The 12,693-nt window shown below is 71.9% G+C and carries 13 protein-coding genes; 6 read left to right on the top strand and 7 right to left on the bottom strand.

Going from position 1 to position 12,693, the window contains the following annotated elements; translation table 11 throughout:
• Nucleotides 1–9: 9 nt before the first annotated feature.
• Both NR112_RS04220 and NR112_RS04215 read right to left on the bottom strand, forming a co-directional pair.
• Complete coding sequence (locus NR112_RS04220) at nucleotides 10–1,710, bottom strand: aminotransferase class V-fold PLP-dependent enzyme (RefSeq protein WP_256792713.1); 1,701 nt, start codon at nucleotides 1,708–1,710, stop codon at nucleotides 10–12.
• Between the two features lie 124 nt (nucleotides 1,711–1,834).
• Nucleotides 1,835–2,449 carry a hypothetical protein gene (locus NR112_RS04215; RefSeq protein WP_256792712.1) on the bottom strand — a complete coding sequence of 205 codons (615 nt, stop codon included), beginning with the start codon at nucleotides 2,447–2,449 and terminating at the stop codon, nucleotides 1,835–1,837.
• 40 nt (nucleotides 2,450–2,489) lie between these two features.
• Between NR112_RS04215 and NR112_RS04210 the strand changes: the two genes are divergently transcribed.
• Nucleotides 2,490–3,824: a pitrilysin family protein gene (locus NR112_RS04210; RefSeq protein ID WP_256792711.1), complete on the top strand. Its 1,335-nt coding sequence runs from the start codon at nucleotides 2,490–2,492 to the stop codon at nucleotides 3,822–3,824.
• Nucleotides 3,821–5,209, top strand: coding sequence for a pitrilysin family protein (locus NR112_RS04205; RefSeq protein WP_256792710.1), 1,389 nt, complete (start codon nucleotides 3,821–3,823; stop codon nucleotides 5,207–5,209). The genes NR112_RS04210 and NR112_RS04205 overlap by 4 nt, the downstream gene beginning before the upstream one ends.
• Before the next feature lie 51 nt (nucleotides 5,210–5,260).
• Here the strand turns inward: NR112_RS04205 and NR112_RS04200 are convergent, their stop codons facing one another.
• The 5 genes from NR112_RS04200 to NR112_RS04180 form a co-directional block, all read right to left on the bottom strand.
• Nucleotides 5,261–5,875, bottom strand: a complete 615-nt coding sequence (locus NR112_RS04200; protein ID WP_256792709.1) for a GNAT family N-acetyltransferase — start codon at nucleotides 5,873–5,875, stop codon at nucleotides 5,261–5,263.
• A 59-nt stretch (nucleotides 5,876–5,934) separates the two neighbouring features.
• A complete protein-coding gene (hisN, locus tag NR112_RS04195; protein ID WP_256792708.1) occupies nucleotides 5,935–6,726 on the bottom strand; it encodes a histidinol-phosphatase in 792 nt (263 codons plus the stop codon).
• Nucleotides 6,727–6,791: 65 nt separating this feature from the next.
• Nucleotides 6,792–7,838 (bottom strand): ribosome small subunit-dependent GTPase A, encoded by a 1,047-nt coding sequence (gene rsgA / locus NR112_RS04190; RefSeq protein ID WP_256792707.1) that lies wholly within the window; start codon nucleotides 7,836–7,838, stop codon nucleotides 6,792–6,794.
• The gene (gene aroA / locus NR112_RS04185; protein WP_256792706.1) at nucleotides 7,835–9,211 is read right to left on the bottom strand and encodes a 3-phosphoshikimate 1-carboxyvinyltransferase; all 1,377 of its coding nucleotides are present in this window, start codon (nucleotides 9,209–9,211) and stop codon (nucleotides 7,835–7,837) included. Before aroA ends, rsgA begins: the two co-directional genes overlap by 4 nt.
• Before the next feature lie 37 nt (nucleotides 9,212–9,248).
• On the bottom strand, nucleotides 9,249–9,779 hold the full coding sequence (locus NR112_RS04180; protein ID WP_256792705.1) for a DoxX family membrane protein: 531 nt from the start codon (nucleotides 9,777–9,779) through the stop codon (nucleotides 9,249–9,251).
• A 189-nt stretch (nucleotides 9,780–9,968) separates the two neighbouring features.
• Between NR112_RS04180 and NR112_RS04175 the strand changes: the two genes are divergently transcribed.
• The 4 genes from NR112_RS04175 to rsrA are packed head-to-tail and all read left to right on the top strand — an operon-like array spanning nucleotide 9,969 to nucleotide 12,653.
• A complete protein-coding gene (locus NR112_RS04175) occupies nucleotides 9,969–10,814 on the top strand; it encodes an SOS response-associated peptidase (RefSeq protein WP_256792854.1) in 846 nt (281 codons plus the stop codon).
• Nucleotides 10,811–11,452, top strand: coding sequence for an alpha/beta family hydrolase (locus NR112_RS04170; protein ID WP_256792704.1), 642 nt, complete (start codon nucleotides 10,811–10,813; stop codon nucleotides 11,450–11,452). Before NR112_RS04175 ends, NR112_RS04170 begins: the two co-directional genes overlap by 4 nt.
• 17 nt (nucleotides 11,453–11,469) lie before the next feature.
• Entirely contained in the window at nucleotides 11,470–12,360 is an 891-nt protein-coding gene (locus tag NR112_RS04165; protein WP_306216602.1) for a sigma-70 family RNA polymerase sigma factor, read from the top strand.
• Nucleotides 12,357–12,653 (top strand): mycothiol system anti-sigma-R factor, encoded by a 297-nt coding sequence (rsrA, locus tag NR112_RS04160; protein ID WP_256792703.1) that lies wholly within the window; start codon nucleotides 12,357–12,359, stop codon nucleotides 12,651–12,653. The genes NR112_RS04165 and rsrA overlap by 4 nt, the downstream gene beginning before the upstream one ends.
• The last annotated feature ends 40 nt before the right edge of the window (nucleotides 12,654–12,693 follow it).

The following is a 12,693-nucleotide window of genomic DNA, read 5'->3' as shown; positions in this document are numbered from 1 at the left end:
CCCGCCCGCTCAGCGAGAGAGGCTGCGGACGGGCAGCTCGAACCACCTGAGGTGGTCGAAGTCGACGTTGACGTGTGCCTCGTCGCACCGCTGCGGGTCGGCCGCGGCGAGGATCGCTCGCGCGTCGGCGAGGTGTCCGGCGAGTGCGTCCTCCCCGGCCCGCTCGAGCTGCGCGGGGTAGGTCAGGCGCCCCTGCTCGAAGCTCACCTGGTGCAGCCGTAGCGGGGGCTCGACCGGGCCGTCCCGGTGGCGCCAGATCCCCGTCGCCGGCTCGAAGTCGTAGTCGCCGAGCAGCCGCCAGCCGTCGCGGGCCACGAGTCGGACGGCCTCGATGACGTAGTCGGCGACGACGTCGGAGATGAAGTAGTTGAAGTTGACTCGCACCCAGCCCGGCTTGATGCCCTCGCAGCCGCGCCCGATCTCGCGCTCGAACTCGTGCGAGCGCTCGAGGTCGATGCCCAGGAGGTAGTGGCCGTAGGGCCCGGCACACGAGCAGCCGCCGCGGGCCTGGATGCCGAAGAGGTCGTTGAGCACGGCGACGACGAAGTTGTGGTGGAGGTAGCGCTCGCCCTGGGCGTGGACGACGAACGACACGATCGACAGGCGCTCGGCGTCGAGGTTGCCGAGGATCTCGATGGCCGCCTCGTCGCGCCAGGCCGTGACCGCGCGCTGGAGGAAGCGGTCCTCGCGGGCCCGGATGGTCTCCACGCCGACGGCCTCCTTGAGCCTGAAGACGAGCCCGGCGCGGATGGCCTCGATGATGGCGGGCGTGCCGCCCTCCTCCCGGTGCGCGGGGTCGGTGAGGTAGTCGTGGGCATCGGGGTTGACGTAGGTGACGGTGCCGCCGCCCGGCACGTCGGGCACCCGGTTGGTCATGAGCTCGCGGCGCACGACGAGGACGCCCGGCGTGCTCGGGCCGCCGATGAACTTGTGCGGGCTGAGGAAGACGGCGTCCTTGTATGCCGTCGGGTCGGCGACGCCCCGGCCGCCTCGGCCGTACATCTCGATGTCGACGTAGGGCGCGGCGGCGGCGTAGTCCCAGAAGGCGAGCGCGCCGTGCTCATGGAGGAGCGAGGAGATCGCGTCGGTGTCGGTGACGATGCCGGTGACGTTGCTCGCGGCCGAGAAGGAGCCGATGAGAAGCGGGCGGTCGGCGTGCTCGACGAGGCGCTCGCGGAGCGCCTCGATGTCGACGTGCCCGTCGAGGTCCTGCGGGATGACGACGACATCGGCGACGCACTCGCGCCACATCACCTCGTTGGAGTGGTGCTCGTAGGGCCCGATGAAGATGACGGGCCGCTGGTCGGAGGGTACGAGATCGCTGGCGTGCCAACGGTCCTCGAAGTTCGACGGGATGCGCAGGCCGAGGATGCCGACGAGCTTGTCGATGGCTCCGGTGCAGCCCGAGCCGGCGAAGACGACGACCGTCTCGTCGTCACCACCCACGGAGTCGCGGATGGTGCGCCGGGCGTCCTCGCGCAGGCGCGTCGTCTGCAGCCCGGTGCCCGAGCTCTCGGTGTGGGTGTTGGCGTAGCGGGGGAGGACCTCGTTGCGGATGAAGTCCTCGATGAAGGTCAGGCCACGGCCCGAGGCGGTGTAGTCCGCGTACGTGACGCGGCGCGGGCCGTAGGGGCCGTGCATCACCTGGTCGTCACCGATGACGCTCGCGCGGATCGTGGTCAGCAGGTCGTTCTCCGGAGCTCCAGCCATGACCCGATCATACCGCGTGGTGATGCTAGCCGAATACAGCATAACCAACAGTTATCTGACGTCGGTGCGTCAGAGGGGCGCACAGTCACACCGGGCGCCCGTCGTGGACGTGCTGGTGCGTCTCCTACTTCCGGTCGGCGACGCAGATGATCGTGCCGGCCCCACCGTCCGAGGTAGCGCTCGTGAAGGCGTTCGTGGCGTCGTGCTTCGCACAGAGGGCCAGTGCCGACGTCTCGTCGGTGGGGGCGTTCTTCTCGACGAAGGTGACCGAACCGAGCGACGTCGAGTCCCCGCAGTCGACCTTCTTGAAGTCGTCGGTCCCGACCGACGCGATGCACTCCCCGGTCTTGATGCCGTGGGTGCCGTCGTCCGCGGTCAGGGCCCGGAAGAGGAAGAAGGCGAGGATTGCGAAGAGGAAGCCGCCGAAGCGCTTGAGCCCCGACAGGCGACCCGGCCTGCCGCCGGTGACCTGAGCGTGAGCCGGCGGAGCCGACGTCGGCTGCGCGGGAGTCGGCTGCGCGGGAGTCGGCTGCGCGGGAGTCGGCTGCGCGGGAGTCGGCTGTTCGGGAGCCGAGGGGACGCCCGTCGACGGCACCGGTGGGACCACGGGCTCGGACGAGCTGGCCTCGGGAACGGGGTGGTCGGTCATGGGGTGAGCGTGCTCCTGACGGAAGAAGGCGGCGGTGCCGAGTTCGGCCCCCGCATTCTGCACGTACTCGACGGCCTGGTGCGCGTTCACGACTCGTCACCTTCCGCACTCCGTCGCATAGGGTCGGTTCGTGACAGCGATCTCCTACCCGCTCGCGGAGCACACGCTCGCCAACGGCCTGCGCGTCATCGTCAGCGAGGACCACACGGTGCCCAACGTCGCGGTGAACCTGTGGGTCGGCGTCGGCTCCCGCCACGAGACCCCCGGACGCACCGGCTTCGCCCACCTCTTCGAGCACCTGATGTTCCAGGGCAGCCGCAACGTCGCGTCGGGCGAGCACTTCTCGGCCCTCATGGACGAGGGCGCCCGGCTCAACGCCACGACGTGGTTCGACCGGACGAACTACTTCGAGACCGTGCCGACCGGTGCCCTCGAGCTCGCGCTGTGGCTCGAGGCCGACCGGCACGGCCACCTGCTCGACGCCGTGACCCAGGAGAACCTCGACAACCAGCGCGACGTCGTCAAGGAGGAGAAGCGCCAGCGGTACGACAACGTGCCCTACGGCTCCGCGCTCATCGACATCTACGCGACGGCGTTCCCCGAGGACCACCCCTACCACCACCCGACGATCGGCTCCATGGAAGACCTCGACGCCGCGACGCTCGAGGACGTCCACGCCTTCTTCCGCGCGCACTACGGGCCGAACAACACCGTCCTCACCCTCGTCGGCGACGTGACGCCGGCGGAGGGCTTCGCCGCTGCCGAGCGGTACTTCGGCGGCCTGCCAGCCATCGAGCTGCACCCGCGGGAGCGGCACGCGCAGCTGCCACCGCTGTCGGAGCCGGTCCGGCTGGACCGCGTCGGTGACGTCCCCAACGACCGCATCTACGTCTCCTTCCGGCTCCCCGTCGACACGACGCCCGACTACCTCGCCTGCCAGGTGGCCGTCGACGTGCTCGGCGGCCTGGCGAGCTCTCGGCTCGTGCGCCGTCTGGTGCGCACCGACGAGACCGCCGTGGCCGTGGGCGGATGGACGATGGGACTCGTCGACGGCGTCGGGCTCGGCACCATCACCGTCGACGTGTCCGCGGGCGCCGACGTCGAGCACGTCGAGGCCGCGGTGTGCGAGGAGATCCGCCGCTTCATCGACGAGGGGCCGGATGCCGCCGAGCTCGAGTCGGTCATCGCCGACACCGAACGCTCGTGGCTGAGCGCGCTCGCGAGCATCGAGGAGCGCGCCGACCACATCAGCCACCACGCCCTGCTCACGGGCGACCCGGCATACGTCAACACCTTCGTCGAGCGCATCCGCGCGGTGACCGCCGAGCAGGCCCGCGCTGCTGCGGCGGCGTGGCTCGACCCCGCGTCGCGGGCGGTCGTGCGCTACCTCGCCGACACGAGCAAGGACGCCGACCAGCCCGACGACACCGACCGCACCGACAAGGACTCGGAGGAGGCCGCATGACCGCCGTCGCCCGCCCCGTCGTCGCACCCCCCGAGCCGTGGGACTTCCCCGAGGGCAGCGCCCACGACCTGCCCAACGGCCTGCGCCTGCTCACCTACGACGTCCCCGGCCAGTACGTCGTCTCGGTACGCCTCGGGCTGCCCGTGTCGCTCCGGGACGAGCCGCTCGAGCGCGAGGGCGTGGCCTCGATCATGTCCCGCACCCTCGACGAGGGCACCGCGGAGCACACGGCCGAGGAGTTCGCCCGGCTGCTCGAGCGCAAGGGTGTCAGCTTCGGCGCGGGAATGGCGGACGCCGGCCTCTCGCTCGACCTCGATGTCGTCAAGGGCAACCTCGAGCCCGCGCTCGACCTGCTCCGACAGATCCTCACCGAGCCGGCGTTCCCCCAGAACGAGGTCGCGCGCCAGGTGCGTACACGTCTCGCCGAGATCGAGCAGGAGCGCTCCGTCGCTGCACACCGCGCCGGGCTGGAGTTCGTCCGCACGTTCTACGCCCCCGACGACCGCTCGTCCCGGCCCACGGGCGGCACGCGCGAGACCGTCTCGTCGATCACGCGAGACGACGTCGTGGCCTTCCATGCGGAGCACGTCGTCGCCGCCGGCGGCACGATGGTCGTCGCCGGAGACCTCGACGGGCTCGACGTGCCGGCCCTCGTCGAGGCCGCCCTCGGGGGGTGGGCCCACGGTCCCCGGGACCGGGAGCGCTACCTCCAGCACGCCGCCGCCCTCGCGCCCGACCGCGGTCGCATCGTCCTCGTGTCACGCTCGGGATCGGTGCAGACCGAGTTCGTCATCGGCGCGCCGGGACCCGACCGCTCCGTCGAGGGTGGGTGGGCGCCCTACCCGGTGCTCGGCTTCGTCCTGGGAGGCTCGCCGAACGCCCGCATCGACGCCGTCCTGCGCGAGGAGAAGGGCTACACGTACGGCATCCGGTCGAGCTTCCGCCCGCGGCGTCGCGGTGGCGTGTTCCTCACGTCCGGCTCCGTGCGCGCCGACTCGACCGCCGAGTCGCTGAGGCTGCTCGTCGAGATCCTCGAGAGCGGCCGGGACGGGTTCAGCGACAAGGAGATCCGCTCCGGCGTCGACTTCATCTCCAAGACCGCGCCCGGTCGCTACGCCACCGCTGACTCCATCGCCGACGAGGCGGTGGGCATGGCTCTCGACGGTCGCACCACGGCGTTCACGACCGACAACCTCCGCGACCTCGCCACCGTCGACCGGGGTCGGGTCGAGGCGGCCTATGCCCGCTTCGTCGAGGGCGCCGGCGTCGGGACGGGCGAACCCGGAACAGGGTGGACGATCGTCATGGTCGGTGACGCCGCCGCCCACCTGCCTGCCATCGAAGCCCTCGGCCTCGGCGACGTGACCGTGGTCACCGACGCCTGACCCGAGAACCTTGCGTTCGAGGTGATGCCGACACCGGGATGGGTCACGGGATCACCTCGAACCGCGGGGTGGGTCGGTCGGCCGGAGGGGGCGCTCCATGACGTAGTCGTCCTCGTAGACACCGCCGACGAGGAAGCGCTTGGCGCCGACCCGGTCGAAGCCGCTCTTGCCGTAGAACCGCTGGGCGCGCTCGTTCTGCTGGTTGACGCCGAGCCACACACCCGCTGCGCCGGAGTCGCGTGCCCAGTCGAGAGCCCGGCTCATGAGCAGGGCCGCGGCGCCCGTGCCGTGGGCCTGCGGCAGGACGTAGATCTTGGACAGCTCGACGGTCGGGCGGAGCCGGATCGCGGCCCTGACGTCGTCGTCCTGGGGGTCGCCGGCGACGAGCATCGCGTAGCCCAGTGCGGCCCCGTCGCGTTCGGCGAGGAGGACGTGACGGTGGGGGTCGGTGAGGTAGTCGGTGAAGCGAGCGGGGGAGAGGACCTCCTCGACGAACGCGTCGACGCGGTCCACGGTCATCGACGGCGGACACGCGAGCACGAACGTCGCCGCGGCGACCTCGGCCAGCGCCGGCACGTCACCCTCGCGGGCGGGGCGGACCGATGCGACGGGGACCGCAGGGGCAGGGACCGAGGGGTCGGCGGGATCGGCGGAGTCGGTGCTCATACCGAAAGGCTATGCCGGACAGCGCAGCCCGCCCAGCGCGGCCTCAGGACGGCGTGGCGTCACGCGGGTGCGGTGCCGATCCGCGAGAGCACCTCGTCGTGCAGCAGGCCGTTGGTCGCGAGCGCGTTGCCGCTCCAGCAGCCGTCCTTGCCGTCGAGTCCGGTGAACCGTCCACCGGCCTCCTGCACGATCGCGACGAGGGCGGCCATGTCGTGGACGGCGAGCTCGGGCTCGGCCGCGATGTCGGCGGCACCCTCGGCCACGAGCATGTAGGACCAGAAGTCGCCATAGGCGCGGGTGCGCCAGCAGTCGTCCATGAGGTCGAGGAAGTCGTCACGCCGACCGCGCACCCGCCAGCCCGCGAGCGACGAGTACGACAGAGAGGCGTCGCCGAGTCGTCCGACCTGGGACACCGAGATGCGCGTGGCCGACGACAGGGAGCGGCCGCTCCAGGCGCCGGAGCCGGTCGCGGCCCACCAGCGACGCTGCAGGGCCGGCGCGGCGACGAGCCCCAACACCGGGACGTCGTCGACGACGAGGCCGATGAGCGTGGCCCAGACGGGCACGCCGCGGACGAAGTTCTTCGTGCCGTCGATGGGGTCGATGATCCACCGTCGCGGACCGTGGCCGGTCGTCTCGAACTCCTCGCCCTCGACGGCGTCACGCGGTCGGGTGCGCTTGAGCTGCAGCCGGACGAGCTCCTCGGCGGCGCGGTCGGCGTCGGTGACGGGCGTGAGGTCCGGCTTGCTCTCGACGACGAGGTCGGCCGCGCGGAAGCGTGCCATCGTCACCCTCTCCACGGCATCCGCGAGGACATGGGCCAGACGAAGATCGTCGTCGTAGGAGGTCACCGGCACAACCTAGCGGCATCGGTCCGAGCAGGGGCGCTGAGCCCGGCGCCGAAGGCCGCTGCGGCTCAGTGCTCCTCGGTCGTGCTCCGGCTGCTGAGCAGGCGACGCAGCGACTCGAGACGTGACGCGCCCGCGGGTCCGGCGTGACCGTCCGCCACCCAGGCGTCGAGCGCGCACTCCTCCTCGTCGTGCGTGCAGCCGCGCGGGCAGTTGTCGGTGCCCTCGGCGAGGTCGGGGAAGTGGTCGATGATGTGGTCGACGTCGATGTGGGCGAGTCCGAACGACCGGATGCCCGGCGTGTCGATGACCCAGCCGTCGTCGGAGCCGTCGGCACCGTGCAGCCGCAGTGCCACGGCGTTCGTCGAGGTGTGGCGCCCGCGGCCGGTCGTGTCGTTGACGACGCCGGTGGCGCGCAGGGCGCCGGGGACGAGGCCGTTGACGAGCGTGCTCTTGCCGACGCCGGAATGACCGACGAGGACCGAGACCTTGCCGGAGAGCCTGGCGCGAAGCTCCTCGAGGCCGGAGAAGTCGCCGTCCTTCCACGACGTCACGACGTGCTCGACCTCGAGGGGCGTGTAGTGCGCGAGGAAGTCGCTCGGGTCGACGAGATCGGCTTTCGTCAGCGCGAGCAGCGGCTCGAGGTCCGCGTCGTAGGCCGCGACGAGGCAGCGGTCGACCATGCGCGGGCGCGGTTCGGGGTCGGCCAGGGCCGTCACGATGACGAGCTGGTCGGCGTTGGCCACGATGATCCGCTCGTAGGGGTCCGTGTCGTCGGCCGTGCGCCGCAGCACCGAGCGACGCTCCTCGATGCGCACGATCCGGGCGAGGGCGTCCGGACCCCCGGCGAGGTCGCCGACGAGGGCGACGTCGTCACCGACGACGACCCTGGTGCGTCCGATCTCACGGGCCTTCATCGCCGTGACGACGCGCTCGGGCTCCTTCTTGCCGAGCGAGCCCTTGGGGATGAGGCACGTGTAGCGGCCGCGGTCGACGCCGATGACCATGGCGACGACGGCGTCCGCGTGGGCGGGACGCTCCTTGGTGCGGGGCCGGGACCCCTTGCGACTGGGGCGGACCCGGATGTCTCCCTCGTCGAGGTCCCGCCAGCTCATCGAGAGAGCACCACGGGGCGTGAGCCGTCGAGCATGCCCTGCCACAGCCCGACGAAGTCGGGCAGCGTCTTGCGCGTCGTGTCGATGTCCTCGACGAGCACGCCGGGCACGCGCAGCCCGATGATCGCGCCCGCGGTGGCCATGCGATGGTCGTGGTAGGTGCGGAACCGCCCACCGTGCAAGGGTGCCGGCGAGATGCGCAGGCCGTCGTCGGTCTCGGTGACGTGCGACCCGACGCGCCCGAGCTCTGCCGTGAGCGCCGCGAGACGATCCGTCTCGTGGCCGCGGATGTGGGCCACCCCGCGGATCCACGTGGGTGTCGAGGCGAGCGCCGCGAGAGCCGCCACGGTGGGGGTCAGCTCGGCCGCGTCGTGCAGGTCGATGTCGATGCCGACGAGCTCACCGCTGCCGACGACCGTGAGTCCCGAGCGGTCGAGGCGCACGTCGGCGCCCATCGTGTCGAGGATCTCGCGGAGGAGGTCGCCGGCCTGGGTCGTGTGCTGGGGCCACCCGGGCACCCGCACGGTCCCGCCGGCGACGAGGGCCGCCGCGACGAAAGGCCCGGCGTTGGACAGGTCCGGCTCGACCGACACGTCGAGGGCGTTGATCTCGGACGGTTCGACACGCCACGTGTTCGGCTCGCTGTCGTCGACGATCGCGCCCGCGTCGCGCAGGGTCTCGACCGTCATGAGGATGTGAGGCTCGCTCGGCACCGGCTTGCCGTCGTGGTGCACCGTGACGCCCTCGTCGTAGCGTGCCCCCGCGAGGAGCAGAGCCGAGATGAACTGCGACGAGGCCGAGGCGTCCATCGTCACCGACCCGCCCGGCACCCGTCCGCGCCCGTGGACCGTGACCGGCAGGTGCCCCTCGTGGTCGTCGACGACGACGCCGAGCGCACGCAGCGCGTCGGTCACCGGACCCATCGGACGCACCCGCGCCTGGGGGTCGCCGTCGAGACGCACCCGTCCGTCGGCGAGCGCCGCCACCGCGGGCAGGAAGCGCATCACGGTGCCGGCCAATCCGCAGTCGACCGTCACGTCACCGCTCAGCGTCTCGGGGGGCGTCACCACCCAGTCGAGCACTCCGCCGACCGTCCCGGTCCCGGCGCCCCCGGACTCACCTTCCGACGCGACGTCGTCGATGCGTACGCCCAGGGCGCGCAGCGCCTCGGCCATGAGCAGCGTGTCACGCGAGCGTAGGGGAGCGCGCAGGCGTGAACGGTCGCTCGCCAGCGCCGCGAGGACGAGGTAGCGGTTGGTCAGGGACTTGCTGCCCGGCAGGAAGACCGTGGCATCGAGCGGTCCGGGCGCGAGCGGCGCTGCCCAGTCGGGATCCTCGGTCAGGGTGGCGCCCTCGGTGGCGCCGTCCGTCACGGACAGGGGGTGGGGCGATGGATCAGCGGGACTCAACTCAGCTCACGACGTCCTGGGCTCGATGGGCGAGCAGGCGCGCCTCACGCGTGGCGGCCCGCTGGGCGTGACGGGCCTCGCGGCGCGTCGTCTTCGTGGCGTGCTGGGCGCGCCAGGCCAGGCCCGGCCTGCCCTCGGTGTCGACGGCGGCGAGGAGCAGGCCGCCGAGCAGGCCGACGTTCTTGAGGAAGAGGCTGCGGCTCTGCGCCTTGCGGGCGGGGTCGGTCTCCTCCCAGAAGGCGTGCTCGATCGCCGTCGTCGGCACGACCGAGGCGGCGAGCACCGTCGAGGCGAGCCGCGGCATCCGACCGGTCGCGAGCAGGAGTCCACCGCCGAGCAGGGCGGCCCCGTTGATCCGGACGAAGAGGTCAGGGTCCTTCGCGGCGACCTCGGCCCCCGGCACCATGTCCGGCACCTTCTGGAGCAGGTGCGCGGCCTGGTCGGTGCGCGCAGCCGGGTGGCGCAGGGCCTCCACGCCGGCGGCGACGAAGACGGATGCGAGCAGCGGGCGGGCGAGACGACGGACGATCATGCGTTTTCCTCCTCTGGCCGCGACGACGAACGCGTCGTGACCATCGTGGACCTGTGGACACCTACGGTATCGACATACCCGCGCCGCAGGACGTGCCGCCCACGCCGGGCCCCGCGGTCGTCGCCGGCCAGAAGGACGCGTATGCCGTCACGATCCCTGTCGTCGGCCACCCGGCATACGCTGTGGCGCATGTGCGGGAGGTATGCCGCGAGCGCGCGGCCCGACGAGCTCATCGAGGCCTTCGACGTCGAGGAGGACCACACCGACGAGCCCGCGCGCAGCGTGCTCAAGAACCCCCAGAACCCGCCGGTGGGCGAACCCGACTGGAACATGGCCCCGTCCAAGCAGGCGGCGGTCGTGCTGACCCGGAGGCCTCGCGGCACCGACGGAGTCGACGAGGAGACCGTCCCCGCCCGGCAGCTCCGGATGCTCACGTGGGGTCTCGTGCCGGCGTGGTCCAAGGACGTCTCGACGGGTCTGCGGATGACCAACGCCCGAGCGGAGTCGGTCCTCGGCAAGGGTGCCTTCGCCAAGGCCGCCCTCTCGCGCCGCTGCCTCGTGCCGGCCGACGGGTGGTACGAGTGGCAGGTCTCGCCGACCGCCGTCGACGCCAAGGGCAAGCCGCGCAAGCAGCCCTTCTTCATCCACCGCGCCGACGGAGCCCCCGTCGCCTTCGCCGGGCTCTACGAGTTCTGGCGCGACCGCGAGCTGCCCGAGGGCGACCCGGCGGCCTGGCTGACGACCTTCACCATCATCACGACCGCCGCCGACCCCGGCATTGACCGCATCCACGACCGCCAGCCGCTCGTCCTCGAGCCCGCCCAGTGGGAGCACTGGCTCGACCCCGACGAGAAGGACCCGGCCTACGTCCAGGGCGTCCTCGAGTTCGCCGCGCCCGGGCGCTTCGAGGCCCACCCGGTCAGCCGAGCCGTGGGCGCGACCCGCAACAACGGTCCGGCCCTCGTCGAGCCCGTCCCCGAGTCCGAGCTCGAGGGCGTCGTCGACCCGATGACCGGTGAGGTGGTCGGCGCGTGAGCGCACGGGCCCGCGAGACGGTCCGCGAGATCGAGACGCCGGGAGGTCCCGGACGCGCCCACATCCAGCGGCCCACGCGGCCACGCGGCACCGTCGTCCTCGGCCACGGCGCCGGGGGAGGGCTCGGAGCGATCGACCTCGCGATCGCCCGCGAGGTGCTCGTCGGCGCCGGATGGGCCGTCGTGCTCGTCGCGCAGCCGTGGCTGGTGGCAGGTCGCAAGGTGGCCGGCCGCCCGCCCACGCTCGACGTCGCCTGGGTGCCGATCGTCGAGGCGCTCATGACCGGCAGGGGCCGTCTGCCGCGCCCCCTCGTCGTCGGCGGCCGCAGTGCGGGAGCGCGCGTGGCGTGCCGCACGGCCGGACCGCTCGAGGCCGATGCCGGCCTCCTGCTCAGCTTCCCGCTCCACCTGCCGGGTCAGCCGGAGAAGCTGCGCGCCCACGAGCTCGCGCTCGCGCCCACGCCGTCGTGGGTCGTGCAGGGCACCCACGACACGTTCGGCACGCCCGACGAGGTGCGCCGGCACCTCTCGGCGGGCACGACGCTCGTCGAGGTCCCGGGCGCGCACAGCTTCCCGAAGGGCTCGCGCGCCGCCCTCACCGAGGCGCTCGGCACGATCGCGGGAATGCTGCCCGGCTAGGTGTCGTTGCACGGAGCATGGTCACCTGCCCCACCCGTGAGCCCGAGCGCGTCGCGACCGTGCCGACCGAGCACGGTCTGCTGCCCCAGCCCACCGGTCTAGGCTGGGAGGCGATGGCAAAGGACAAGAAGACCGATCCGAGCGCAGCCCTGCGGCTGACGGACCCGAGCACCGACACGAGACCCGACACGAGCGCGACGGCCCGGGGGCCGGCGCCTGCAGCGTCTGCCGACCCCGACGACCTCGCCCGCGCCGACGCGACCGTCGACGTGGCGAGCGAGAACGAGCACGATCGCCGGGCGCGCTTCGAGCGCGAGGCGATGCCCCTGCTCGACCAGCTCTACAGCGCCGCTCTACGCACGACGCGCAACCCGAGCGACGCCGAGGACCTCGTGCAGGAGACGTTCGCCAAGGCGTACGCCGCGTTCCACCAGTACAAGCCGGGCACCAACCTCAAGGCGTGGATGTACCGCATCCTCACCAACACGTACATCAACAGCTACCGCAAGAAGCAGCGCCAGCCGCTGGAGTCCGACGCGGCCCAGATCGAGGACTACCAGCTCGCGCGGGCCGAGTCGCACACGTCGGTCGGGCTGCGCTCGGCCGAGGCCGAGGCGCTCGACCACCTCCCCGACAGCGACGTCAAGCGCGCGCTGCAGGCGATCCCCGAGGAGTTCCGCCTGGCGGTCTACTTCGCCGACGTCGAGGGCTACGCCTACAAGGAGATCGCCGAGATCATGGACACGCCCATCGGCACCGTCATGAGCAGGCTGCACCGCGGACGCCGTCAGCTCCGCGAGCTCCTCTCGGAGTACGCCGCCGACCGCGGTTTCGCTGCGGCCGGCACCTCCGACGGTGCCGCGATGGGTGCCGGGATCGCTGCTGGCACGGAAGGAAGCCGGTCATGAAGGACCACACGACGGGTGGACAGGGCGCGTCGGACAGCGCGACGCGCACCGACTGCTCTGAGGCCTTGCTGCGGGTCTACGAGTATCTCGACGGCGAGCTGGGACCCGACGAGTGCGCCAAGATCCAGGCGCACCTCGACGAGTGCGGGCCGTGCCTCAAGGAGTACGACCTCGACACGACCCTCAAGTCCCTCATCAAGCGTTCGTGCGAGTGCGAGCAGGCGCCGGAGGCGCTGCGCCTGACGATCATGTCGCGCATCTCGATGACCGTGATCCAGGTCGACCGCGGCTGATCACCGGCCCACGACGTCACGTCGGGTCCCAGGGTCACGA

The organism is Terrabacter sp. Ter38 (assembly GCF_024519435.1).
Taxonomy (GTDB): domain Bacteria; phylum Actinomycetota; class Actinomycetes; order Actinomycetales; family Dermatophilaceae; genus Terrabacter.
The sequence above is the reverse complement of the archived record's forward strand: the minus strand, read 5'-3'. Positions and strand labels throughout refer to the sequence as shown.

Bases quoted from the DNA above. Each gene is read 5' to 3' on its own strand.
- NR112_RS04175 (WP_256792854.1), top strand. From the start codon at position 9,969: ATGTGCGGGAGGTATGCCGCGAGCGCGCGGCCCGACGAGCTCATCGAG.
- NR112_RS04205 (WP_256792710.1), top strand. From the start codon at position 3,821: ATGACCGCCGTCGCCCGCCCCGTCGTCGCACCCCCCGAGCCGTGGGAC.
- NR112_RS04200 (WP_256792709.1), bottom strand. From the start codon at position 5,875: ATGAGCACCGACTCCGCCGATCCCGCCGACCCCTCGGTCCCTGCCCCT.
- NR112_RS04220 (WP_256792713.1), bottom strand. From the start codon at position 1,710: ATGGCTGGAGCTCCGGAGAACGACCTGCTGACCACGATCCGCGCGAGC.
- rsrA (WP_256792703.1), top strand. From the start codon at position 12,357: ATGAAGGACCACACGACGGGTGGACAGGGCGCGTCGGACAGCGCGACG.
- rsgA (WP_256792707.1), bottom strand. From the start codon at position 7,838: ATGAGCTGGCGGGACCTCGACGAGGGAGACATCCGGGTCCGCCCCAGT.
- NR112_RS04165 (WP_306216602.1), top strand. From the start codon at position 11,470: ATGGTCACCTGCCCCACCCGTGAGCCCGAGCGCGTCGCGACCGTGCCG.
- NR112_RS04180 (WP_256792705.1), bottom strand. From the start codon at position 9,779: ATGATCGTCCGTCGTCTCGCCCGCCCGCTGCTCGCATCCGTCTTCGTC.